This is a genomic window from Geodermatophilus sp. URMC 62 (assembly GCF_052931475.1).
In genome coordinates this window covers 2,056,597-2,079,798 of sequence record NZ_JBRFHY010000001.1, presented here as the reverse complement: position 1 = coordinate 2,079,798, position 23,202 = coordinate 2,056,597, and the positions used below count along the sequence as shown (strand labels likewise).

Sequence of the window (23,202 nt, the reverse complement as noted above, 5' to 3'; positions counted from 1 at the left end):
AGCATAGGTCGAGGCGTGGCCCTGCGGGCCCGGATGTCCTGCGGGCGGTGGCCGAGACGGTGACGTGCGCAGAGATCACCGCCGCCGCTGCCGTGCGGGCGCCGATCAGGTGCGCCGGGGTACCCGGATGCCCGATCCGATCTCCACCGTGTCACCTGTCCGCCGCAGGCGTCGTCTTCGGGCGAGGCCGGGTGCGACGACGACGAGCAGCGCGCCCAGGCGGGTGCGCAGCCGTTCACCGCGGCCGACGAGCACCGCGAGTGCATGCTTCCTCACGTCCTGTCTGTCCCCGTCCAGGCTGTGCGTGAGCAGTCGCCAGCGGCGTTCGCCCTGCGCGCGGATCCGCGCACGGGCGATGACCTCGTGGTCGTGTCGGTCGAGGTCCGTGCGTCCGGCGGCGCGGTCCAGCACTCGCAGCCGCGCCTCTGTCATCCGGACCGGGTCCGAGCTGAGAGTGCCCTGCGTCAGGCGGTAGCGAGCGAGGGGGACGTCCACCAGCCCCACCCGGGAACCGTCCAGCACCATGCGCTGCCAGAACTCCCAGTCCGCGGTGACCGAGAGAGACTCGTCGAAGCCACCGGCCTCGAGCCAGCGCTCGCGGGGCACCGCACACATCCCGAGGACGAAGTTGTGGTCCAGGATCGCGGCACGTTGATCGTCCGTCGTGAACGACCAGGCGGAGTGGTACGCCCGGCGCACCGGGACGCCGTCAGCCTCCACGATGGCGTCCGTGGTGAGGACGTCGAGGTCCGGCCGCTCCTGCGCCAACCAGGCCAGGGCCTCGAGCCGACGCGGGTGGAAGACGTCGTCGGCGTCGAGCACGACCACGTAGTCGCCCCGGGCAGCGGCGACGGCGGTGTTCTTGGCGGCCGACTCCCCCCCGTTGGGCCGGCGCACCACGCGGACGGCATCCCCGAGGCCCGCCAGGACGTCTGCAGTGCCGTCGGTGGACCCGTCGTCGCAGACCACGACCTCAAGCGGCGGGTGAGTCTGGTCCAGGGCCGATGCGACGGCCGCCGCGAGGGTGGCCTCCGCCTGGTAGGCCGCGATGACGACCGAGAAGCTGGGTGGCTCGGCTGCCCGTTCGACGACGCCCGCCCGGGGCGGTACCAGCACCGGCCACGGACCGCCCACGGAGACGGCCGCGACCTCGTCGTCCGACGGAACGGCGGCCCTATGCCCTCCCCCCGGCCGGCGTCCGCCCCATCGGCGCCACACGGGCCGCTCCGTTCGCCGGGCCAAGAGCTCGTCGTAGAGCGCCTCGTACGACCGCACCATGGCCTCGGCGGTGAAGCGCCGTCCGGCCTCTGCTGCCGCCTCCGCAGCCAGGCGCCGGCGGAGCGCCGGATCGCCCTCCAGCCGGTCCAGCGCCGCAGTGAGATCCCCGACGTCCTCGACCGCGACGAGAAGTCCCGTCTCCTCGTGGCGCACCGCGTCGGAGACTCCGCCCACCGGGGTCGCAACGACTGGGACGCCGCCGAACATGGCCTCCAGGACGACCAGGGGCAGGCCCTCCCACCGGCTGGGCACCGCTAGCACGTCGAAGGAGCGCATGAGCCCGGGGGCGTCGCCGGACCAGCCGACCATCGTGACGCGTTCCTCCAGACCCAGGTCGGCTGCCAGCTTCTCGAGGGCCTCCCGCTCGGGGCCGTCCCCGACGAGCACGACGTGGACGGCCGGCAGGTCTGCGACTGCCCGCAGGAGCACGTCGAAGCCCTTCTGCCGGTCCAGCCGGCCGACGCCCCCGACGACCAGCCGGCCCGGGGGTGCCGCCACGCGGAGCGGCGGCCCCGGCGCGGGTACCCCGTTCCACACGACACGGACCCCGCCCGATGCCAGGCCGAGGATCTGCTCCAACTGGCACGCTGACCTGGCGCTGACCCCCACCACGGCGCTGATCCGCGAAGCGGTGAACCGCACGATCCGGCCTATGCGAGGCCCCGGACTGGGCATCGGTAGGTGCATCACCGCCACAGCGGGGGTGCGCCGGAGTGTCGTTGCGCCGAGGACCGTGTACGGGTCTGCATACGGCGTGGGCAGGTTGAGGTGCACGAGGTCCGCCCCGGCCCGCACCATGGCCCGCCGGTGCGCCCTGGCCGCGGCCAGGTCCCACCGCCCCCGCACAGGGGGCAGGACGGTGTGGGTGGTGCCTGGGCGTCGCGCGGCGAGGCGCTGGAGCACGGCACCGTCCACGCCGAGCAGCCGGACCTCGTATCGGTCGGACAGCGCGGTCAGCAGGTGTCCGAGTACGACCTCGGCGCCACCCCACTCACTCGTCCCGCAGTAGACCAGGATCCGCACCGGGTGCAGATGTCTCATCGAACCGCGGCCCCCCGAGGCTCCTGGTGGCGGCCGACGACTGCTCGAGGCCGGATGGATCACGCTATCGCGAGCGACCGCATCGGTGGTTGTGCATGCTGCTCCCCGCACGGTGCTGCGCCCTCGTCGCCGTGACGAGCCGTGTCGCCATCCCGGGCCAGCGGCAGATGTCCGTCTCGGCAGGGTGGCAGTGGCGATCGCCGACCACGGGGTGCGGTCCGTACACGGCTCCGCCCACCTGGCTTCCACCAACCGCCTCACGGCCTCCAGGTCGTCGAGCGGCCGATGGCTGTCCTCGGTGGTGCGCCGCCGAAGGCTCCGACCCCACCGGAGTTCCTCGGCGGGCAGGGAGACGGCAGCCCAGCCCCGGTGCCACCGGGATCGGCGAGCGACGGTGGCGCATGCCGGAGGCGGAGATTGCCGGGACTGCGACGATCACCGTGGTCTGTAGCGAGCTGGAGAGGCGGTCGGGCCGACCGCGGGCAGGCGTGCTGCCGGACGTCCGCGAGCCGCCGGCCGGAGGTGCTGTCGTGGCAGTCCGGCCGCTGCACCTGGGCAGACGGACCGCGCCGGCCGAGCAGGACGTCACCGTCGGAAGGTGTCCTCGGATCCCCATTCGTGGAGCCGTAGTCGCCGCGCGTCGTCGCCCAGTCCCTCCACGTGCGCCAGGACGTCGACACGGTCGGCAGCGGCGTGCACGAACCGCCCCGACCACTGGTCGAGCTGCCCCTGCGCCATCGCGACGACCCAGTGGACCACGAGCTCGGGGTCGGTCCAGTCCGTCTTCCCCCGCCACATGGCCATCGACCGGGTCATGTCGGTCTCGACCACGCCGGGTGCCAGGTCGAACACCTTCACACCGGTACCGGCCAGGGAACCGGCCAACGCCTCGGTGAACCGCATCAGGCCGGTCTTCGCCACCGAGTACGCCGAGTACTCGGGTTTCGCGCGCAACCCCGAGCCACTGGCCAGGTTGACGATGGTGCCGCTGCGCCGGGCGACCATCGTCGGGACCACCGCACGGCTGACGAGGAATGCACCTCGTACGTTGCTGGCCACCACGTCCCACCACTGGTCCGGATCGGCGTCCCACAACGATGCCTCCGCTGCGTCGATGAGGCCGGCGTTGTTCACGAGCAGGTCGATCGGTCCGCACTCCTCCTGCGCTCGCGCCACGGCCGCGTCCACCGCTGTGCGATCCGTGACGTCAGCCGGGATCGCGAGGGTTCGCTTCCCCGTGGCATCAGCGACCTCGGCCATGGCCCGGGTCAACCGCTCCGCCCCGCGAGCCACTCCGACGACGGTGACGCCTCGGACCGCCAACCCCTCCGTCAGGCGACGTCCGATGCCGGCCGACGCACCGGTGACCAGAGCGACCCGCCCGCCGAGGTCAACCACGCGGCACCACGCCGGGGACGGCCAGCACGCCTGGCCCGCTCGTCCCAGTGGTCGCACACGCGCCGACCACCGCCCGCGGCACGGCTGCGATCATGATTGTCTCCACGTCGTCGGAACACGCTGGATGACACATGCCCTCGGGTACGACGCCCCGGCGAGACGGTCGTCACCCGGACATCAGCCCCCAGATCGACCCGAGGCCCGGGCACACGAGGACCGTGCCGCAGCACGGAGACCCGACCGTGAGACCTCTCGAGGATCGTATGCCCGACTCTCGAGCCCGGGTATCCCAGAATCGTGGGGCCACGAACAGCGGCGCCGCGCGGATCAGCGGGTGACGGTGGGCGCGTGCCCGTTCTGCGCCGCCCGGGTGGCCAGCCGCTCGCGCTGCGGGACGACGGTGTACTTCGGGCCGCGGGCGCTGGCCATGCCAGCCTCGAAGACGCCGAAGCGGGTGAGCAGTGAGCCCGCCGCCAGCAGCGCCCCGGACACCACCGCGACGGCCCGCGAGCGCCCCACCACCAGGGTGAGCCCGGCGCCGGCCGCGGTGCACGCCTTGGCCGCCCGCAGCAGGGTCCCGGCGCGCCCGGTGTGGAAGGGCTCGCTCACGGTGCCGTGCCCGTTCTCCACCCGGTGCACCACCGCGAGCTCGATCGCCGCGCCGGTGACCGCCATCTTCCGCGAGGGGCCGGCCTCGGCTACGGGGGTGGACGCCATGGTGACGGCTCCTCCCCTGCCGGCCGTCGGGCGCGGACGAGGACACCCGTGGCCGGTCCGTGCTCAGGCGTGCGGTGGGGTGAGAGGCCGCGCGACGCAGGTGTTGGCCAGCTGCTCGGCGCTCAGCTGCGGGTAGGCGCCGGCGCACCACGCGTCGACGTCGGCCTCGCCGGCGAAGCCGCCGTCGACGAGCGTCACCCAGTACGGGTCGCCGTCAGGAGCGGTGGAGGTCGTGCCGAAGTCGGTGCTCCACAGCACGTAGAGGTCTGCGGGGTCCTCCACCGTCGACAGCGCGGCGCGGCTCTCCGCCAGGATGTCCACGGCGAAGAACTGGTTGGTGCCGTTGGCGGCCGTCTGCAGGGGGTCGGTGATCCCGACATCCTTACTGGCCACCTGCGCCACCCAGCGGCCGTCGAGGTCCACCCGCGCCAGCGACTCGTGGCGCAGGGCCTGCAGGTCGGCCAGCGCCTGCTCCTCCGGGGACACCGTGGGCGCGGCCGGCGCCGGGGAGCCGGCGTCGGCCAGGTCCTTGCCCTCGTCGGCGGCCGCGGCGGTCGACGTCTGCGGGGGCGCCACCGACCCGCCGGGGCCCTCCCCGAGGGCGAACCAGATCGCCATGCCGCCACCCACCGACACCGCCGCGACCAGCGCGACGACGAGCACGCCGCCCCGCGACCCGCCGCGCGCGGGCGGGGCGGGCACCGGCACCGGACCTGAGACGGGTCCGGGCGGGGGCGCGTCGAACGGCGGGAGCGCGTCGAACGGCGGCGGCGACGTCGGCTCGAGCGTGGTGGCGGCCGCCCGTGGCGACGGCACCGGCCAGCCACCGGGCGGCGGCGGCAGCACCGGCTCACCGGACGGCGACCACACCCGCCTGGTCTCGTCCACGTCGGCGGCGTACCGGCGCCCGAGGTCCTCCTGCGTCACCCTGACCTCCCCGTCCACGGTGGCCGGGACCACACCCGCTGTGACGGCGCGCCTCGGCCGGAGGAGGGTAACCGCCCGCCGTCGTGATCGGTGGCACCTCAGCGGGAGCCCGGCGCCGGGCTCGGCCGGGACCTGCGGCGCCACCACGCCACGCCGCCGGCGACGAGGAGCAGCAGGACCGCGCCCTCGACCAGCAGCCCACCGGGTGAGGTGGCCCAGCCGAGCAGCCGGCCGGCCGAGGCGCCCACCGCCACCTGCAGCACCGACCCCGGCACGACACCGAGAGCCGTGGCGGCCGTGTAGGTCCCCAGCGGGATCCCGGTGAGCCCCGCCGCGTAGCTGGTGAGGCTGAACGGGACCGGCATGACCCGCGCCACCAGCAGCGGGACGAAGCCGCGGCCGGTGAGCACCCGGTCGACCGCCAGCACTCGCGGGCCGGCCAGCCGGGTCACCGCCTCCCGCCCCAGCACCCGGCTGAGGGCGAAGGCGGCCAGCCCGCCGAGCACGGCACCGACGACGGAGGCCACGACACCCGCCCAGAAGCCGACGACGGCGCCCAGCAGCAGCGACAGCGCCGTCCGCGGCACCGGTCCGAGCAGCGCGAGCGCCACCCCCAGGGTCACCAGGACCAGCCCGACCACACCGGTCCCCTCCACCCGGCTGCGCACGGCGTCCGCGCTCGGCAGGTCGACGACGAGGACCACCACGACCGCGGCGGCGAACAGGGCGGCCAGGACGGCTGCCCGCACCCCCGCCCTCCCCACCCGCCCCATGGTGCCCCAGGGGTCCCCGACCCCGGCGGACCGACGGGTCAGACTGGACCGGTCCCGTCCGCCGTCCGAGGAGCTCCATGCGCCCGCCCGCGCCCGCCCGGTCCCTGCCGGCCTTCTGCGCGCTGATCTGCCTCCTCACCGCCTGCTCCGGCACCGAGCCGTCGTCGACCGCGACGAGCGCGTCGAGCACCACCTCCGCCACCCCGACGACCGGGTCGCGGTCCTCTGCGGCCGACCCGGTCGACCAGCAGGTCGACGCGGCGCTAGACGACCTCGACCGCCGCGCCCAGGTGGCCCAACTGTTCGTCGTCGGCGTCCCGCTCACCGGCCTCGACGCCGGCGACGCGCTCGTCGAGGACGGCGTCGGGGGCGTCTTCCTCGCCGGCCGGTCGCAGGCCCCGGCCGAGGACCTCGCCGCGGTGACCGGCCGCTGGGCCGACGCCGCGTCCGGCCCGCGACCGTGGGTGGCCGCCGACCAGGAGGGCGGCGAGGTGCAGGCGCTGCGCGGCCCGGCTTCGAGCGGCTGCCGGCCGCCGCCGAGCAGGGGAAGTTGCCGCCCGACCAGCTCGCCGCGCTGGCCGACGGCCTCGGCGCCTCCCTCGCCGCGGCCGGCGTCACCCTCGACCTCGCGCCGGTGGCCGACGTCGTGCCGGCCGGCACCGAGGCCGACAACGACCCGATCGGTGCCTTCGGCCGCCAGTACGGCAGCACCCCCGCCGACGTCGCCGCCGACGTCGCGGCCGTGGTCGACGGGCTGGCCGCCCACGGCGTCACCTCGACGCTCAAGCACTTCCCCGGCCTCGGCCTGGTCGACGAGAACACCGACGAGGCCGCCGGGGTCGCCGACCCGGTCACCACCGCCGACAGCGAGCAGGTGGCCGTCTTCGGCCAGCTCGCCGCCTCCCCCGCCGAGCCCATGGTCATGCTGTCGTCGGCCACCTACCCGGCCATCGACCCCTCGGCGCCGGCCACCTTCAGCCAGGTCGTCATCACCGACGTCCTCCGCGGGCAGCTCGGCTTCGACGGCCCGGTGGTCACCGACGACGTCGGCGTGGCGACCGCCGTCCAGGACATCCCGCCCGGCGAGCGCGCCACCCGCTTCCTCGAGGCCGGCGGCACGCTGGTGCTCACCGTGGACCCCGACGTCTACCCGGCGATGCTCGACGCCGTCCTCGCCCGCGCCGAGGCCGACCCGGCGTTCTCCGCGACCGTCGACGCCGCGGTGCGCACCGCGCTCACCGCGAAGGCCCGGGCCGGTCTCCTCGGCTGACCGGACGCCGGTGCGACCACGCGAGGGCCCACAGCATCGCCATCGCCACGGCCCAGCCGGTGGCGACGAACAGGTCGCCCAGGTGCACGCCGTGGCCTGCCCACAGCCGCAAGAGGACCGGACCGTCGTTGGCGTAGCGACCGGTCACCAGGAGGAAGGCGAAGCCGGACAGGACCGCACCGGCGACGGCGGCGCACACCCAGCGGAACACCGGGACGACGGTAGCCGGACGGGCGCGCGGAGGGTCGGGTGCCGAGGCGGACGGGATCCGATGGAGTCAGGCAGGTGGCCCGGCCGTCGTGACCACCGGCCGCCCCCGCCGGGGACCGGTCGTGCGCGACCCGATGGGGTGAGCGGCCTCGCCGGCGCCTGCAGCGGCCCGCCCGGCGGGCCGATGCCCCGGGCGTGGACCTCCGCCCGGCGCCCGTCGCGCCGCCACCGGTGCGCCGCCGGCCGCGCCCCGGTGGCGAGCTGCCGGCACCGGAGAGCCCGGCCCGCCGGCGGGTGCTGCACGTGCTCGGCGTCGCCGCGGTTCTCGCGACCGCCGTCTACCTGGTCTGGCGGATCGGCTGGACGATGCCCGACGGCCGGGCACTGTGGGTGGGCGTCCCGTTCCTGCTGCTCGAGCTGCACGGCTTCGTCGCGCTCGTGCTCTTCGTGGTCACCACCTGGGACGTCTCCCCCGCACGCACCCGCCCCGGCCGTGCGGAGGACCCCGACCCCACCGTGACCGTGCTCGTCGCCACGTACAACGAGCCGCTCGAGGTGCTGCTGCCCACCGTGGCCGCGGTCCTGGCCATGGACGAGCCGCACGAGACCTGGGTGCTCGACGACGGCGACCGGCCCGAGGTGGCCGACATGTGCCGGGCCCTGGGCGCCCGCTACGTCACCCGCCCGGTGCACGACCACGCCAAGGCCGGCAACCTCAACGCCGCCCTCGCCCACGTCACCACCGACCTGGTCGCGGTGTTCGACGCCGACCACGTGCCCGAGCCGGACTTCCTCACCCGCACCAAGCCCTACTTCACCGACCCGCGACTGGCCCTGGTGCAGACGCCGCAGGACTTCTACAACGTCGAGTCCTTCGAGCACTTCCGGCACGGGACGGCGCTGCACGAGGAGTCGCTGTTCTACCGGGTCATCCAGGCCGGCAAGCACAACGCCGGTGCCGCCTTCTGGTGCGGTACCAACGCCCTGCTGCGGGTGGCGGCGCTGCGCTCCGTCGGCGGCGTGGCCACCGAGACCCTCACCGAGGACTTCCACACCACCGTGCGGCTGCACCGCGCCGGCTGGCGCACCGCCTACCACAACGAGGTGCTGGCCAGCGGCCTCGCCGCGGGCACACCGGACGCCTTCTACGCCCAGCGCCGCCGCTGGGGCCGCGGAGCCATGCAGGTGGTGAGGCTGCGGGCGGACAACCCGGTCCTCGGCCGCGGGCTCACGCTCGCCCAGCGGCTGAGCTACGCGTACTCGCTATCGGCCTGGTTCGACAGCTGGCGCACCCCGGGGCTGGCCGTGCTGCCGGTCGCCGTGGTCGTCACCGGCCTGTTCCCGGTCGACGCGCCGCCGTGGGTGTTCCTCGGCCTGGCCGGCAGCAGCTTTCTGCTGCAGCAGGTGGCCACCACCCTGCTCGGCCGCGGGTTCGCGCGGCTGCACTGGTCGCTGCTGTTCGACGTCATCCGGCTGCCGTCGAACCTGGCCGCGACGCTGTCGCTGGTCCGGCGCGGCACCGGCACGTTCGCGGTCACCGCCAAGGGCCGCACCGGCGACGCCCGCGCCCGGGCACGGGTCCCCGCCGTGCTCGTCGTGCTGCTGGCGGTGCTGGTCGGCGGCATGGTCTACGCCGGGCTGTCGATGGCCGGGCTGACGCCCACCCGCTACGCCCTCACCGGCACCGCGCTGGTGCCGGTGCTCTGGCTGGGTGTCGCCGCCGGTTTCGTGACCGCCGCGGTCGTGCGCATCCGCGACGACAGCTACGGCACCGAGCGCCGCGAGGGGCACCGCTTCGACGTCACCCTCCTGGTGCTGTTCGACGGCCTGCCGGGCACCGTCGTCGACGTGTCCCTCGGCGGGGCGCGGGCGCGGCTGCCGGAGGGGTCGGCCGTCCTGCCGGTCGGCACGGAGACCTGGCTGGCGATGTGGGTGCCCGACCGCCGGAGCCCGGTCATCACCCCGGTGGTCGTCCGCTCCCGGCAGGGCACGCACCACCGGCTGGAGTTCGTCGGGCGCGACTGGCCGGCACTGGCGGCCGTCGCGACGACGGCCATGGGGGTCGGCGCGCTGAGGTGGCGCGCGGCCCGGGAGGAGCAGCAGTGGGAACCGTCCACCCTGGCGCCGGCGTGACCCGCCGACTGCCCCTGCTGGCCGTCGCGGCGGCCCTGCTGACGGGCTGCGCCGTCGTCCCGCAGGAGGCGGCGCCGCCGGTCACCTGCGACCCGACGCCGGCCGCGGCCGTGGTGCCCGGCGACGGCGTCTACCTCGGCGCCAACCTCGACTGGGGCAGCGAGACGCTGGCCGAGTACGCCGCGGCCGCCGGGCACGCGCCCGCCGTCGCGGTCAGCTTCACCGGCTTCCCGCTCGGCCCGGACGACGGCCGCAACCTCGACGGCGCGGTCGACCAGCTCGTCGCCCAGGGCGGCCTGATGCTGCTCACCCTGGAGCCGCACGACGGCCTGGCCGCGGTGACCGACGACGCCGCCGCCGACCTGGCCGCCCGGCTCGACGGCTACAACCGCCGCGGCGTCCCGGTCGTCGTCCGGTTCGCGCACGAGATGAACGGCTCCTGGTACGCGTGGGGCCAGCAGCCGGCCGAGTACGTGGCCGCCTTCCGCCGCGTCGCCGACGCCGTCCACGCGGGCGCGCCGGGATCGGCGACGATGTGGGCACCCAACTACGGCGGCGGCTACCCCTTCGCCGGTGGCCGGTACGGGGCCGCGGCCGGCAGCGGCGACGCCGCCGCCCTGGACACCGACGGGGACGGCGCGGTCACCGCCGCCGACGACCCGTACGCGCCGTACTGGCCCGGGGACGACGCCGTCGACTGGGTCGGGATGTCGCTGTACCACTGGGGTTCGGCGCACCCGTGGGGCGAGAACGAGGTGCCCGAGCCGGGCAAGTTCGTCGCGCAGCTGACCGGCGAGTACGTCGGGCTGGCCGGCGACGACCGCGGCCTGCCCGACTTCCACGGCACCTACGGCGTGCAGCACGGCAAGCCGGTGGCCGTGCCGGAGACCGCGGCGCTCTACGCGCCCGGCAGCGGTGGCGCCGACGAGCTCACGGTCAAGCAGGCATGGTGGCGGCAGGTCCACGACCCCGCCCTGGCGCAGCGGCTGCCGCGACTGGCGATGGTCAACTGGTTCGAGTGGGACAAGGACGAGCCCGAGATCGGCGGGCGCGTCGACTGGACCGCGGCGTCGGGCGCCGACACCCGGGCGGCCTATCGCGCCGACCTGCCGGCGTGGGGGCGCTGGGCCGACGCCGTCCCCTCCTGCGACTGAGCAGCACCCCGACACACGAGGACGGGCCGGTCTCCCCTCGGGGTGGGGCCGGCCGGTCCTGTCCGGCCGATGCCTTCGACGCCGTGGTTTGTCCGGCTCGCCGCCGGAGTGGCCGCGCTCGGCCACCCGGGGCTGGGTGCGGGGGTGGGCGTCGTCGTTCTCGAGGAGGATCTCGCGGCGCGTGCGGTGCTGCGCCGGGCCACGCTGTACCTGACCACGGCCCGCTCGGCCGGTGCTGGGAGCGTCGTGCGCTACCGCGGCATCCGCTGACCGTCCGTGCCGGTGGGCCCGTCGGACGTCCGGTCGGGCAGGTTCTCGACCAGCCGGACGGCGTTCCGCCGGACCTCCGTCGGCGGGTCCTCGTCGGGCCGGTCGGCACTCAGCTCACGGCGCTCGGCCAGCCGAATCGTCCCGCCGAGGGCCAGCGCCACCACGACGGCGACCACCGGCCAGGTGACGAGCACCCATCCCCACCACGGCACGTCTCCCCCAGCCGTTCCCGACCCCCGTGGCGGCTCCTTGCCACCACCAGGCTACGGAACGTCACCAGGAACCGCACCTGACGCGCCGGGGCGGTGCGCGCAGCCCCGTGGTCCGCGCGCACCGCCCCTGCGTCTGGATACGGAGCGGCCGCGAAAGTGGTTCAGCCACCGGCACCGGCGCCGTCCCGCGGCGGCTCAGCCCAAACGGGGCCCCTGACCGGGCGGCCACCGCCGTGCGAGGTCGACCGTGACGCCCTCGATGTCGTCGGTGAAGCGGTGCGCCAAGTGCTCGTCGTCGAGGTCCACCCGCTCGGCGGCCCGCAGCCGGGCGCCGGACTTCGTAGCCGTTCCACACCGCCCACAGCACCTCGGCCGCCAGCCGCCAGGGTGACGACGACCCGCACCTCCAGCCGCTCCACCTTCTGACGGGCCACCCGGCGCACCTGCGCCGAGGGCACCGGCCGCCAGGTGAAGCCCGTCTCACACTCCAGCGACGCGGTCTCCTCCCCGGGGGACGACGCCCCGCGACGGGTGGCGGTCGTCTCCGCCTCCCCCGGCCGGCGCGTCGCGGTGACCGCCGCGCTGGAGGGCCTGCCCGGCGTCCACCCGGCCGCCTGGGCCGACTCGGCGGAGTCGCTGGCCGTGCTCGACACCCGCGCCGCCGTCTGCCCCTGCGACGCGCCGCGGCCGGCAGGGCGAGTGGCGCGGCCGCTCCAGCGCGGCTGCCGGGTCGTCGTCCTCGCGCCGGGCGAGGACGCCGCCGCCGCGCTGGAGCGTGCCGGCGGGCCCCGGCACCGGCCCGTCCGGAGCTCGCGCACCGGCAGCGGGAGGTGCTGGTGGCCTACGTGTCCACCAACGACGTCCAGTCCGCCGTTGCCTGCATGCTCGGCATGGACCCCGAGACGCTCAAGACCCACCTGCGGCGGATCCGCCTGGAGTACGAGCAGGTGGGCCGGCCCGCGCCGACCCGCAGCGACCTCCACGTCCGGGCCGTCGAGGACGGCCTGCTGCCCCCGCCCACGGCCCGGCTGTGACCCCCGGGATGCCTAGCGGCTGACGGTCGGTGCGTGCCCGTTCTGCCGGGCGGCCAGCCGCTCGCGCTGCGGGACGACGGTGTACTTGGGGTCCCGGGCGCTGACCAGCCCGGCCTCGAACACGCCGAACCGGGTGAGCAGCGAGCCCGCCGCCAGCAGCACCCCGGCCACGACCGCCCCGGCCCGCCGGCGCCCGGCGACCACGGTGAGCGCGGCGCCGGCCGCGGTGCAGGCCTTCGCCGCGCGCAGCAGCGTGCCGGGCCGGCCCTCGAGATAGGGCTCGCTGACGATCCCGTGGTCGTGCTCCACCCGGTGCATGACCGCGAGCTCGATGGCCGCGCCGGCCACCGCAGTCCGCCGCGAGGGCGCCGCCTCGGCCACCGGCGTGAAGACCATCGTCACGCCGCCGCCGGCCGCCATCGCCGAGCCGCCGAAGACGAACGGCAGCTGGTCGTGAGGGGCGTGCCACGAGGGCACCGCGGTGTTGGCCAGCAGCACGCCGGTGTAGGTGGCCAGCGGTCCGCCGAACAGCGCCGACACCACGCCGCCGAAACGCTTGAGCCGCGGGAACCAGCCCAGCAGCTCCACGGCCGCCGTCGCGGCGGCCGCCCCGCTGAACGGCGCGAGGATGTAGGAGCCCACCGACAGCGGCGAGGTCGGCTTGAACACCCGCAGCATGTGCAGGAACCGCTCGGGCCGCCCGAGGTCGTGGATGAGGAAGACCACCGAGGCCAGCGCCCCGCCGCCGGCGGTGTAGCGGCTGACCCGGGTCAGCGTGGGCCGGCCGGTCACGTCGGCGACCGCCGCCAGGATCGACGACGACCCCGCCATCCCGCCGAGGAACAGGTACAGCGGGACGTCGGGCGACTTCCACACCGGCGGCTTGATGATCGGGCGGCCGTAGTAGGAGGTGAAGGTGGCGTCGTCGACCATGGCGACCTCGCCGCCACCGCCGCGCCGCCCGCCCTTGCGCCGCCGCTTGCCGCGGGCCTCCGCGGAGGGGCCGTCGGCCCGCCGCCAGCCCGCGCCCGGCGCGGTCAGTCCCTCGGTCACCGGGGCCTCCGCCCGACGAACGACGAGATCACGACGCCGGCGATCATCGCCGCGCCGGCGGCCGCGGCCCGCCACATCGAGGGCAGGTCGTGGGTGGTGACCACCGGGTCCGGTGGCAGCCCGTAGACCTCCGGCTCGTCGAGCAGCAGGAAGAACGCCCCCGCGCCGCCGACGCCGTCGTCCTCGTCCCGGCCGTAGAGCCGCGCCGTCTCCACGCCCTGCGACTTCAGCGTGGCCAGCCGGGCGTCGGCCCGGGCCTGCAGCTCGTCGAGGTTGCCGAACTGGATCGACTGCGTGGGGCACGCCGTGGCGCAGGCCGGCTGCAGCCCGTCGGTGAGCCGGTCGTAGCACATCGTGCACTTGAAGACCCGGCCGTCGCCCTTGCGCTGGTCGATGACGCCGTAGGGGCAGGAGGGCACGCAGTAGCCGCAGCCGTTGCAGATGTCCCCCTGGACGACGACGGTGCCGAACTCGGTGCGGAACAGCGCCCCGGTGGGGCAGACGTCGAGGCAGCCGGCGTGCGTGCAGTGCTTGCAGACGTCGGAGCTCATCAGCCACCGGATCTGCTTGTCCGTGCCGCTCTGCCCGGTCTGCGGGTCGAACTCCGACAGTGCCTCGGCGTTGAGCACGCTCGACTGCTGCGCCGCGGCGAGGCTGCCGTCGTTGTCGCCCTCGGCCACCGACGGGCCGCTGCCCCGCCGGTCGTCACCGGGGCGGCCGAAGGTCGGCATCGGCAGGTCGACGGTGCGCGCCTGCTCGATGAACGCGACGTGCCGCCAGGAGTTGGCCCCGAGCTGGCCCGTGTTGTCGTAGGACATCCCGGACAGGCCGATGACGTCGCGCACGCCGTGCGAGTCGTCCATCGGCAGGGTGTTCCACTCCTTGCACGCCACCTCGCAGGCCTTGCAGCCGATGCACACCGAGGTGTCGGTGAAGAAGCCCACCCGCGCCGGGTGGTCGGTGTCGTAGCCGGACTGCCCGGTCACGTCCGGGACCGGCCCGAAGAGCCGGTTCTCGGGGTCGTTGCCGGTGAAGGCCGCGCTCGCCGAGCTGATCGTGGTCACGCCGCCCTCCTCCCTCGTGCGGTCACTGCTGCGACCCCTCCCCCGCCTCGGCGGCCACCGGGTCACGTCCGTTGACGCCGACCCGGCCGGACTCCACCCCGGCGCGGCGCCGGTAGCCCTCCACGAACTCGATCAGCTCGGGCCCGCGCGGACGCCGTCCCGGCCGGATGTCGGCGGTGCTGACCTTGTCCTCCTGGATGTGGGTGTTCGGGTCGAGCACGATCCCGAGCAGGTCGTTGGCCCCGTCGCCGGTCGAGAGGCCGCTGTAGGACCAGTGGTAGGGCATCCCGATCTGGTGCACGACCTGGCCGTCGCGGAGCCGGATCGGCCGGATCCGCTCAGTGACCAGCACCTTCGCCTCGATCGCCGTCCGCGAGCTGACCAGCGTGGCGAACTCGCCGTTGGTCAGGCCGCGCAGCTCGGCGAGCTCCGGGCTGACCTCGACGAAGAACTCCGGTTGCAGCTCCGAGAGGTAGGGCAGCGTGCGGCTCATCCCGCCGGCGGTGTGGTGCTCGGTGAGCCGGTAGGTGGTCACCTGGAACGGGAAGACGTCCGACAGCGGCGGGTTCTCCCGGTTCCACGGCCCCTCGATGTGCTCCAGCGTCGGGTTGGCCTGCTGCTTGTACAGGGCGTTCTCGACGACGGACTCGGCCGGCTCGTAGTGCGTCGGCAGCGGGCCGTCGACCACGCCCGCCGGCGCGAACAGCCACGCCTTGCCGTCACCCTGCATGACGAACGGGTCGGCCCCGCCGATCGCGTCCTGCGCCTTGGCGCCCTCCGGCGGGACGTAGTCCGGCCGCTTGGTCGCCTCGAAGTCCGGGTTGTCCGGGCCGGTCCAGCGACCGGCCTCCTCGTCCCAGTACACGTACTTCTTGCGCTCGCTCCACGGCTTGCCGTCGGGGTCGGCCGACGCGCGGTTGTAGAGGATCCGCCGGTTGTACGGCCAGGCCCAGCCCCACTCGGAGGCCACCGGACCCTGCTCGCGGCCGGGCTTGCGGCGCGCGGACTGGTTGACCTCGTCGGCGTAGACGCCGGAGTAGATCCAGCAGCCGCACGTCGTGGAGCCGTCGTCCTTGAGGTCGAGGTAGCCCGACACCGCGCGCCCGTCGGGACCGACGCCGTTGATCTCCCGCAGGACGGCCTCGGCGCTCGGCTCCTGGTCGTGCCCGTGGGTCGGGTAGTCCCAGGTGAGGTCGAGCAGCGGGCGGTCGCGCGGGTCGGTGGAGTCGGCCAGCCGCTCGCGCAGGATGCGACCGAGGTGGAAGTAGAACCACAGGTCGCTCTTGGCGTCGTTCGGCGGCTCGACGGCCTTGTGCCGCCACTGCAGCAGCCGCTGCGTCTGGGTGAAGGTCCCCTCCTTCTCCGCGTGCGTCGCCGCGGGCATGAAGAAGACCTCGGTGCCGATCGTCTCGGGCGCCAGCTCCCCGGTCTCGATCTCCGGTGACTCCTTCCAGAAGGTCGCCGACTCGATCATCTGCAGGTCGCGGACGACCAGCCAGTCGAGGTTGGCCAGCCCGAAGCGGTTCATCCGCCCGTTGGGGTGCCCGACCGTCGGGTTCTCCCCCACCAGGAAGTAGCCGGAGACCTTGCCCTGGATCATGTCGGCGATCGTGCGGTAGGAGCTGTGGTCGCCGTCGATCTTCGGCAGGTGGTCGAAGCAGAAGTCGTTCTCCGGCGTCGCGGCCTCGCCCCACCAGGCCTTGAGCAGGCTGACCGTGTAGGCCCGCTTGTTGCCCCAGAACCCGGCCTTGCCGGCCGCGTCGGCGCAGTACTCGTCGAGGCTCCCGTGCTGCAGCGCGTGCGGCATGGGCAGGTAGCCCGGCAGCAGGTTGTACAGCGTCGGGACGTCGGTCGAGCCCTGGATGCTGGCGTGCCCGCGCAGCGCCAGGATGCCGCCGCCGGGACGGCCGATGTTGCCCAGCAGCGTCTGCAGGATCGAGCAGGTGCGGATGTACTGCGCGCCGACGCTGTGCTGCGTCCAGCCCACCGAGTACACCCACGCCGTCGTCCGGTCGCGGCCGCTGTTCTCGGTCACCCAGCGGGCGACCTGCAGGAACACCTCCGGCTCGACGCCGCAGACCTCGGCCACCATCTCCGGCGTGTAGCGGTCGAAGTGCCGCTTGAGGATCTGGAAGACCGAGCGCGGGTGCTGCAGCGTCTCGTCGCGCTTGGGCTTGGCCGCGATCGGCGGGCCGCCGCTGCCCGACGCCTGGGCGTGGTCGGTCTTCTTGACCTCCGGGTGCTGCTCCCGGCGGTCCTGCTCGGCGGCGCCGGCCGGGTCGTCGGAGCCGGAGTGCGGCGGCTCCTCGAACTCGTACTGCCAGCTGGCCTCGTCGTACTGGTTGTTCTCCGGGTCGAAGCCGGAGAACAGGCCGTCGAGGTCCTCGGAGTCGACGTAGGACTCGCCCACCAGCGCCGCGGCGTTGGTGTAGGCGACGACGTACTCCTTGAAGTACAGGTCGTTGTCGAGCACGTAGCGGATCAGCCCGCCGAGGAAGGCGATGTCGGTGCCGATGCGCAGCGGCACGTGCAGGTCGGCGATCGCGCTGGTGCGGGTGAACCGCGGGTCGACGTGGACGATCTTCGCCCCGCGCGCCTTGGCCTCACTCACCCACTGGAAACCCACCGGGTGGCACTCGGCCATGTTCGAACCCTCGATGACGATGCAGTCGGAGTTCGCGAGGTCTTCCTGGGAGTTCGTGGCGCCGCCACGACCGAACGAGGCACCCAGACCGGGCACCGTGGCGGAGTGCTATATGCGCGCCTGGTTCTCGATCTGGATCGCGCCCATGGCGCTGTAGAGCTTCTTCATGAGGTAGTTCTCCTCGTTGTCGAGGGTCGCCCCTCCGAGGCTCGCCAACCCCATGGTGCGGTTCACGCGCTTGCCGTCGTTCTCGTCCTGCCAGCCCTTGCGGCGGGCCTCGAGGACGCGGTCGGCGATCATGTGCATCGCCGTGTCGAGGTCGAGGTCCTCCCACTCGGTCCCGAACGGACGGCGGTACTTCACCGTCGTCACGCGGGTCGGGCTGGTGACCAGCTGCTTGCTGGCGCTGCCCTTGGGGCACAGCCGGCCGCGGCTGATCGGCGAGTCCGGGTCGCCCTCGATCTGGACGATCTGCTCGTCCTTGACGTAGATCCGCTGGCCGCACCCCACCGCGCAGTACGGGCACACGCTGCGCACGACGCGGTCGGCGGTGGCCGTGCGGCTCACCACGCCCTCCGTCGCCTTGCTGCGCGCGGCCGCGCCGCGGCCGAGGGGGTCGGGGCCGGTCAGCTGCCGGAACACCGGCCAGGCGTCGAGCCAGGTCTTCACGGCGTGAACTGTGCCACTCCCGGCACGATCTTGCGCGCGGACGGCACCGGCCGGTGCCGGACGGGATCGTCCGGTCCCACCCGGCGGACGTCGACCGGGCTCCTCCTGGGGCGCTCCTCGGGCTCCCCGGCGGCTGCAGGACCCCCGGACCGCGCGGAACGCCCCGGGAGCGGACACGCCGACGCCCAGCTACCCCGGAGGTGCCCGGGGCCCCTACGGCGCCGCGGCCCGCGGTGTCCGCGGGGGCAGGGCGACGCCGCACGCGGCCAGCCGCTCGCGCAGCCGCGCCGCCTCCCGGCGGCGCTGCTCGGCGCGTCGTCTGAGCACCGCGCGCTGCCGGGGCTCGGCCCGCGCGGCCTTGAGCTCCAGCACCGCGGCGGTCTCCAGGTGCAGCGCCATGCGGCGCAGCTCCCCCGACAGCTCTGTCCCCGGTCGCGACAACCCCGGGTCTTCTCCCGCTGAGGTCATGGCAGCGATGGTGGGACCCGCCGGGCCGGGCCGCACCCGGAACGCCCCGGCGTCCCGGACGGGGGACGACGGCCCGGGGCCGTCGGTGCCCGGGTCGATACTGGTCCGGTGGGCGGGATCGGACTGCGCTGGCTGGGCCACTCGACGGTCCGCGTCGAGCTGGCGGGCAGCACCGTGCTCACCGACCCCGTGCTCACCCGCGCGGTCGGGCCGCTGCGCCGGGTCGTCCCGCTGCCGCCCCCGGCGTCGTGGGCCGGCGTCGACCTCGTGCTGGTCAGCCACCTGCACGGCGACCACCTGCACCTGCCCTCGCTGCGGCTGCTCGACCCCGGCGCGCGCGTCGTCGTCCCGCGCGGGGCGGCCGGCTGGCTGCGGTCGCGCGGCGTGCGCTGGGTCGACGAGCTGGCGCCGGGTGAGTCGCTGGTGCACGGCGGGCTGCGGGTGACCGCCGTCCCCGCGGTGCACAGCGGGCACCGGTGGGGTCCGCGGCTCCGGCACGGTCCCGACACCGCCGCCGTCGGGCACCTGATCGAGGGTGACGGGCGCACCGTCCACGCCCTCGGCGACACCGACCTCCACGACGGCATGACCGGGATCGGCGAGCGTGGCGTCGACGGCGGCCCCATCGACGTCTCGCTGGTGCCGGTGTGGGGCTGGGGCCCCACGCTCGGTCCGGGCCACCTCGACCCCCGGCGGGCGGCCGAGGCGGTGGCGCGGGTGCGCCCGGCGGTCGCCGTGCCGGTGCACTGGGGCACGCTCACCGTCCCGGGCGGGACGCGGCTGCCCGGGCTGGCCGCGCGGTACCGCCGGCTGCTGACCGACCCGCCGCGCGCCTTCGCCGCCGCGGTCGCCGCCCGGGGCCTGCCCACCTCCGTCCTCGTGCCCGGGCTCGGCGAGCGGATCGCGCTGCCCGCCGCGGCGGGTGCGCCGTGAGCGCCACCCTGGCCTCGGGCTGGACGGACGGCTCCTCGCTCGGCTACCCGGTCGTCTTCGGCGGGGTCCTGCTCGGCTCGGTGGTGCCGGTCGTGCCCACCGGGGCGGTGGTCGGCGCGGCCGCGGCCCTGGCCACCAGCAGCGACCGGCTCGACCTGGTGCTGGTCCTCCTGCTGTCGACGCTCGGCGCGTGGCTGGGCGACGTCGTCACCTTCGCCGTCTGCCGCTCCGGCGGGCCGGCGGCGGTGCGCTGGGTGGCCCGCGGCCAGCACGCCGACCGCATCGAGGAGGTGCGCGAGCAGTTCCGCCGGCACGGCTGGCAGCTCGTCGTCATCGGCCGGCTGCTGCCCGCCGGGCGGATCCCGGTGCTGCTCGCGGCGGGCGCCCTCGCCTACCCGTGGCGGCGGCTGCTGCCGGCGTCCCTGCTGGCCGCCGCGCTGTGGGCGGTCGCCTACGCGCTGCTCGGCGTGGTGAGCGGCGGCGTCTTCGACAACCCGCTGGTGGCCACCCTGGTGGCCACCGTCCTCGTCCTGGTCGTCGGCGCGGTGCTCAACCTGGTGGGTGCGCACCGGCGACGCCGCCCCACGCCGGAGCCGGGCCGGGCGTCCCGCCCGACACCGTGCGGCCCGGCGTGAGCCGGTCCTCCGACGGCGGCTCCGGTGGCCGGGTGCTCGGCCGCGGCCGGGCGACGGCGCGCGTGCTGCTCACCTGGCTGCTGACCACGCTGGCCCTCGTCGTCCTCGACCGCTGGCTCGACGGCTTCGCCATGGGCGGGTGGTGGCAGCCGCCGCTGGCCGCGCTGCTGCTCGGCCTGCTTGCCGGGGTGGTGTGGCCGCTGGTCCTGCGGGTGGTCCTGCCCGTCGCGGTGTTCACCCTGGGCCTGGGCAGCTTCCTGCTGCTGGGGGCGGCGGTGCTGGCCGTCTCCTTCGCCGTCCCCGGCGTGGTCGTGGCCGACCTGCGCACCGGCGTGCTGGTCGTCATCGCCATGGCCGCGGTGACGGCGGTGGTGAGCAGCGCGCTGGCCATCGACGAGGACGAGGTCTTCTTCCGCCGCGCCCGGCGCCGCGCCGGCACCGCCGCGGCCCTGCGGCCGTGCCCGCCCGGGGTGGTCTTCCTGCAGATCGACGGCCTCGGCGCCGACGTCGCCCGCCGTGCCGTGCGCGACGGGTCGATGCCCACGCTCGCCGCCTGGCTGCGCTCGGGCAGCCACGCGCTGACCTGGTGGCACACCGACTGGAGCTCGCAGACCGGCGCCTCGGTGTGCGGCATCCTGCACGGCTCCAACCACGACGTCGTCGGGTTCCGCTGGTACGAGAAGGACCGCGACCACGTCGTCGCGGTGTCGCACCCCGCCGACGCCGCCGAGGTGGAGCGGCGGCACTCCGACGGCCGCGGGCTGCTCGCCGGCGGCGGCGCCAGCCGCGGCAACCTGTTCAGCGGCGACGCGCCCTTCCTCAGCCTGACCATGAGCTCGCTGCCGCTGGTGGCGCCGCGGCGGACCGGACGGCGCCGCGACCGGGTGGGGGCGGGCTACTACGCCTACTTCGCCAACCCGGTGAACGCCGTCCGCACGCTCGGGACCTCGCTCGCCGACGTCGGCCGCGAGCTCGCCGCCGCCGCCCGGCAGCGCCGGGCCGACGTCCGCCCGCGGGTCAGCCGCGGCGGCCTCTACCCGCTGGCCCGGCCGGGGACGACGGTCATCGCCCGCGACGTCGTGGTCGCCGCGATCGTGGAGGACATGCTGGCCGGGCGGCCGGCCGTGTACGCCGACTTCCTCGGCTACGACGAGGTCGCCCACCACAGCGGCGTCGAGCGCTTCGACACCCTCGCGGTGCTGCGCAGCATCGACCAGCAGATCGGCCGGCTGGCCCGCGCCGCCCAGCTCGCGCCCCGCCCGTACCACCTGGTGCTGCTCTCCGACCACGGCCAGACGCAGGGCGAGGCGTTCGCGCAGCGGTTCGGCGAGACCATCGAGGCCTTCGTCGGGCGGCACTGCGGCGGCTCCCCGCTGCCGGGGCAGCGCAGCGGGGAGCCCCGCGACAGCCGCCGCCCGGCCGAGGGCTGGCAGGTGGCCTCCGCGTTGGCCGAGGCCGCGTCCGGGCCCGGTGTGATAGCCCGCCGGCTGCGCGAACGGGTGGAGACCGCCGGCGCCGGCGAGCACCGGCACCGGACGCCGTCGGGGCAGCCCGGCCGCGTCGCCCGGGTGGCACCGGGGGTGGTGGTCACCGTCTCCGGGCACACCGCGAACGTCTCGTTCGCCGACCTGCCGGGCCGGGTGCCGCTGGAGGAGATCGAGCACCACTGGCCCGACCTGCTGCCCGCCCTGGTCGACCACGACGGCGTCGGCTTCCTGCTGGTGCACTCCGAGGAGCAGGGACCGGTCGTGCTCGGCCGCGACGGCGTGCACCGCCTGGCCACCGGCGAGGTGCTCGGCGAGGACCCGCTGGCGCCCTACGGCGAGCACGCCGCGGCGCTGGTGGCCCGCGTGTCGGCCTTCCCGCACTGCCCCGACGTGATGATCAACAGCCGCTACGACCCCGAGACCGACGAGGCCTCGCCCTTCGAGCCGCACGTCGGCTCGCACGGCGGGCTCGGCGGCCCGCAGCAGCGCGGCTTCCTCGCCCATCCGCGGCAGCTGCGCGCCCCCGGCGAGATCGTCGGCGCCGAGCACCTGCACCGGGTGCTGCGCGGCTGGCTGACCGAGCTCGGCCACCCCGAGCCCGACGGCGCGGGCGCGGCCGTCGGGGCCGACAGCCCGGCCGCGCTGCGGGCGGCCGACCCCAGCCACGTGTGACCGCCGGCCGCGAACCCCCGGCCACGGGACCGTGAACACCACCCGCCCACCGTGGCGGGCCCGCCCGGGCGTCCCCGACAGTGGACCGATGCGACCCGACGCCCGCGCCTGGTTCACCGGCCGCACGTCCCGCGCCCGTTCCCTCGCCGACCTCGACCTCGCGGGTCTGCTGCGGGCCAAGCGCCGGACCGGCTCCGTGGTGAGCGTCGTGCTCCCCGCGCGCGACGAGGAGGCCACGGTCGGCCGGCTCGTCGGGGACCTGGTCGAGCGGTGGGTGCGGCAGGTCCCGCTGGTCGACGAGGTGCTCGTCGTGGACTCCGACTCCACCGACCGCACCGCCGGGGTCGCGCGGGCCGCCGGGGCCGGCGTCGTCGCCAGCGCCGACGTCCTGCCCGGCTGGGGGACCCGGCCGGGCAAGGGCGAGGCGCTGTGGAAGTCGCTGGCGGCCACCACCGGCGACCTGCTGGTCTTCCTGGACGCCGACCTGCTCGGCGACGTCGGCCACTACGTGCCCGGCCTGCTGGCACCGCTGCTCACCGATCCGCAGGTCGGCTACGTCAAGGGCTGCTACACCCGGCCGCTGGAACTCGCCGGGCACACCTCCCCCACCGGAGGCGGCCGGGTCACCGAGCTGACCGCCCGGCCGCTGCTCAACGCGCTGTGGCCGGAGCTGGCCGGGTTCGTCCAGCCGCTGGGCGGGGAGTACGCCGGCCGCCGCTCGGCGCTGGAGCGGGTGCCGTTCCTGTCCGGGTACGGCGTCGAGGTCGGCCTGCTGGTCGACCTGCTGGGGCTGCTGGGCCTGTCCGGACTCGCGCAGGTGGACCTCGGCGTCCGCCGGCACACCTCGCAGGACCAGGAGGCGCTCGGCCGGATGGCCGGGCAGGTGGTGTCGGCCGTGCTGTCTCGCACGCCGGCGGGCCCAACGGAGCGCGGCGGGCTGCTCACCCAGTTCCGCAGCGGCGGCGCCGGTCCCGTGCCGGTCAGCACGCCGGTCGCGGTCGACGAGCGGCCGCCGATGGACACCGTCGCCGAGTACCGGGCGAGCCGCGCCGGCGCCGTCTGAGGTCCGGCGGCCGGCCGGCCGCGACCCCGCGCCGGCGGCCGGGCGCGGGAGCGCCGGGGGGCGGCTCGCCGGGCACCCCGCCGTCGACCAGGGCGGA

The 23,202-nt window shown here is 75.3% G+C and carries 19 protein-coding genes and 2 pseudogenes; 9 read left to right on the top strand and 12 right to left on the bottom strand.

Going from position 1 to position 23,202, the window contains the following annotated elements:
* Window positions 1-105: 105 nt before the first annotated feature.
* The 6 genes and pseudogenes from ACU616_RS10000 to ACU616_RS09975 all read right to left on the bottom strand — a co-directional run bounded on the left by ACU616_RS10000 (window position 106) and on the right by ACU616_RS09975 (window position 6,110).
* Window positions 106-1,776 carry a glycosyltransferase gene (locus ACU616_RS10000; RefSeq protein WP_446761469.1) on the bottom strand — a complete coding sequence of 557 codons (1,671 nt, stop codon included), beginning with the start codon at window positions 1,774-1,776 and terminating at the stop codon, window positions 106-108.
* Window positions 1,777-1,812: 36 nt separating this feature from the next.
* Window positions 1,813-2,319 (bottom strand): annotated as a pseudogene (locus tag ACU616_RS09995) (glycosyltransferase family 4 protein); the annotation flags it as partial.
* A 585-nt stretch (window positions 2,320-2,904) separates the two neighbouring features.
* Entirely contained in the window at window positions 2,905-3,717 is an 813-nt protein-coding gene (locus tag ACU616_RS09990; RefSeq protein ID WP_446758310.1) for an SDR family oxidoreductase, read from the bottom strand.
* Between the two features lie 327 nt (window positions 3,718-4,044).
* Window positions 4,045-4,434 carry a hypothetical protein gene (locus tag ACU616_RS09985; RefSeq protein WP_446758309.1) on the bottom strand — a complete coding sequence of 130 codons (390 nt, stop codon included), beginning with the start codon at window positions 4,432-4,434 and terminating at the stop codon, window positions 4,045-4,047.
* A 63-nt stretch (window positions 4,435-4,497) separates the two neighbouring features.
* A complete protein-coding gene (locus ACU616_RS09980; RefSeq protein WP_446758308.1) occupies window positions 4,498-5,361 on the bottom strand; it encodes a hypothetical protein in 864 nt (287 codons plus the stop codon).
* A gap of 98 nt (window positions 5,362-5,459) precedes the next feature.
* The gene (locus ACU616_RS09975) at window positions 5,460-6,110 is read right to left on the bottom strand and encodes a TVP38/TMEM64 family protein (protein ID WP_446758307.1); all 651 of its coding nucleotides are present in this window, start codon (window positions 6,108-6,110) and stop codon (window positions 5,460-5,462) included.
* Between the two features lie 574 nt (window positions 6,111-6,684).
* Between ACU616_RS09975 and ACU616_RS09970 the strand changes: the two genes are divergently transcribed.
* Window positions 6,685-7,404 (top strand): glycoside hydrolase family 3 N-terminal domain-containing protein, encoded by a 720-nt coding sequence (locus ACU616_RS09970; RefSeq protein WP_446758306.1) that lies wholly within the window; start codon window positions 6,685-6,687, stop codon window positions 7,402-7,404.
* Here ACU616_RS09970 and ACU616_RS09965 read toward each other — a convergent pair.
* Window positions 7,370-7,615 (bottom strand): hypothetical protein, encoded by a 246-nt coding sequence (locus ACU616_RS09965; RefSeq protein WP_446758305.1) that lies wholly within the window; start codon window positions 7,613-7,615, stop codon window positions 7,370-7,372. The two genes, ACU616_RS09970 and ACU616_RS09965, sit on opposite strands and share 35 nt — an antisense overlap.
* Window positions 7,616-7,809: 194 nt before the next feature.
* On the opposite strand from ACU616_RS09965, the gene ACU616_RS09960 reads away from it, so the two are divergent.
* From ACU616_RS09960 to ACU616_RS09950, 3 genes are all read left to right on the top strand, one after another.
* Window positions 7,810-9,747: a glycosyltransferase gene (locus ACU616_RS09960; RefSeq protein WP_446758304.1), complete on the top strand. Its 1,938-nt coding sequence runs from the start codon at window positions 7,810-7,812 to the stop codon at window positions 9,745-9,747.
* Window positions 9,744-10,901, top strand: a complete 1,158-nt coding sequence (locus ACU616_RS09955) for a glycoside hydrolase family 26 protein (RefSeq protein WP_446758303.1) — start codon at window positions 9,744-9,746, stop codon at window positions 10,899-10,901. The genes ACU616_RS09960 and ACU616_RS09955 overlap by 4 nt, the downstream gene beginning before the upstream one ends.
* A 69-nt stretch (window positions 10,902-10,970) precedes the next feature.
* Window positions 10,971-11,171: a hypothetical protein gene (locus tag ACU616_RS09950; protein ID WP_446758302.1), complete on the top strand. Its 201-nt coding sequence runs from the start codon at window positions 10,971-10,973 to the stop codon at window positions 11,169-11,171.
* Here the strand turns inward: ACU616_RS09950 and ACU616_RS09945 are convergent.
* Window positions 11,153-11,383, bottom strand: coding sequence for a hypothetical protein (locus ACU616_RS09945; RefSeq protein ID WP_446758301.1), 231 nt, complete (start codon window positions 11,381-11,383; stop codon window positions 11,153-11,155). The genes ACU616_RS09950 and ACU616_RS09945 overlap by 19 nt on opposite strands.
* Before the next feature lie 836 nt (window positions 11,384-12,219).
* On the opposite strand from ACU616_RS09945, the gene ACU616_RS09940 reads away from it, so the two are divergent.
* Window positions 12,220-12,417 (top strand): hypothetical protein, encoded by a 198-nt coding sequence (locus tag ACU616_RS09940; protein WP_446758300.1) that lies wholly within the window; start codon window positions 12,220-12,222, stop codon window positions 12,415-12,417.
* Between the two features lie 12 nt (window positions 12,418-12,429).
* Here the strand turns inward: ACU616_RS09940 and nrfD are convergent, their stop codons facing one another.
* The 4 genes and pseudogenes from nrfD to ACU616_RS09920 form a co-directional block, all read right to left on the bottom strand.
* A complete protein-coding gene (gene nrfD, locus ACU616_RS09935; RefSeq protein WP_446758299.1) occupies window positions 12,430-13,470 on the bottom strand; it encodes an NrfD/PsrC family molybdoenzyme membrane anchor subunit in 1,041 nt (346 codons plus the stop codon).
* The gene (locus ACU616_RS09930; protein ID WP_446758298.1) at window positions 13,467-14,534 is read right to left on the bottom strand and encodes a 4Fe-4S dicluster domain-containing protein; all 1,068 of its coding nucleotides are present in this window, start codon (window positions 14,532-14,534) and stop codon (window positions 13,467-13,469) included. The genes nrfD and ACU616_RS09930 overlap by 4 nt, the downstream gene beginning before the upstream one ends.
* A 22-nt stretch (window positions 14,535-14,556) precedes the next feature.
* Window positions 14,557-17,847, bottom strand: a pseudogene (fdh, locus tag ACU616_RS09925) (formate dehydrogenase).
* A gap of 213 nt (window positions 17,848-18,060) precedes the next feature.
* Window positions 18,061-18,315: a hypothetical protein gene (locus ACU616_RS09920; RefSeq protein WP_446758297.1), complete on the bottom strand. Its 255-nt coding sequence runs from the start codon at window positions 18,313-18,315 to the stop codon at window positions 18,061-18,063.
* Window positions 18,316-18,423: 108 nt separating this feature from the next.
* Between ACU616_RS09920 and ACU616_RS09915 the strand changes: the two genes are divergently transcribed.
* The 4 genes from ACU616_RS09915 to ACU616_RS09900 all read left to right on the top strand — a co-directional run bounded on the left by ACU616_RS09915 (window position 18,424) and on the right by ACU616_RS09900 (window position 23,105).
* Window positions 18,424-19,248, top strand: coding sequence for an MBL fold metallo-hydrolase (locus ACU616_RS09915; protein ID WP_446758296.1), 825 nt, complete (start codon window positions 18,424-18,426; stop codon window positions 19,246-19,248).
* Complete coding sequence (locus tag ACU616_RS09910; protein WP_446758295.1) at window positions 19,245-19,883, top strand: DedA family protein; 639 nt, start codon at window positions 19,245-19,247, stop codon at window positions 19,881-19,883. Before ACU616_RS09915 ends, ACU616_RS09910 begins: the two co-directional genes overlap by 4 nt.
* Window positions 19,880-22,042 (top strand): phage holin family protein, encoded by a 2,163-nt coding sequence (locus tag ACU616_RS09905; protein ID WP_446758294.1) that lies wholly within the window; start codon window positions 19,880-19,882, stop codon window positions 22,040-22,042. Before ACU616_RS09910 ends, ACU616_RS09905 begins: the two co-directional genes overlap by 4 nt.
* Window positions 22,043-22,130: 88 nt before the next feature.
* Complete coding sequence (locus ACU616_RS09900) at window positions 22,131-23,105, top strand: glucosyl-3-phosphoglycerate synthase (RefSeq protein WP_446758293.1); 975 nt, start codon at window positions 22,131-22,133, stop codon at window positions 23,103-23,105.
* Window positions 23,106-23,202 lie beyond the last annotated feature (97 nt).

Bases quoted from the DNA above. Each gene is read 5' to 3' on its own strand.
- ACU616_RS09985 (WP_446758309.1), bottom strand. From the start codon at position 4,434: ATGGCGTCCACCCCCGTAGCCGAGGCCGGCCCCTCGCGGAAGATGGCG.
- ACU616_RS09950 (WP_446758302.1), top strand. From the start codon at position 10,971: ATGCCTTCGACGCCGTGGTTTGTCCGGCTCGCCGCCGGAGTGGCCGCG.
- ACU616_RS09920 (WP_446758297.1), bottom strand. From the start codon at position 18,315: ATGACCTCAGCGGGAGAAGACCCGGGGTTGTCGCGACCGGGGACAGAG.
- ACU616_RS09900 (WP_446758293.1), top strand. From the start codon at position 22,131: ATGCGACCCGACGCCCGCGCCTGGTTCACCGGCCGCACGTCCCGCGCC.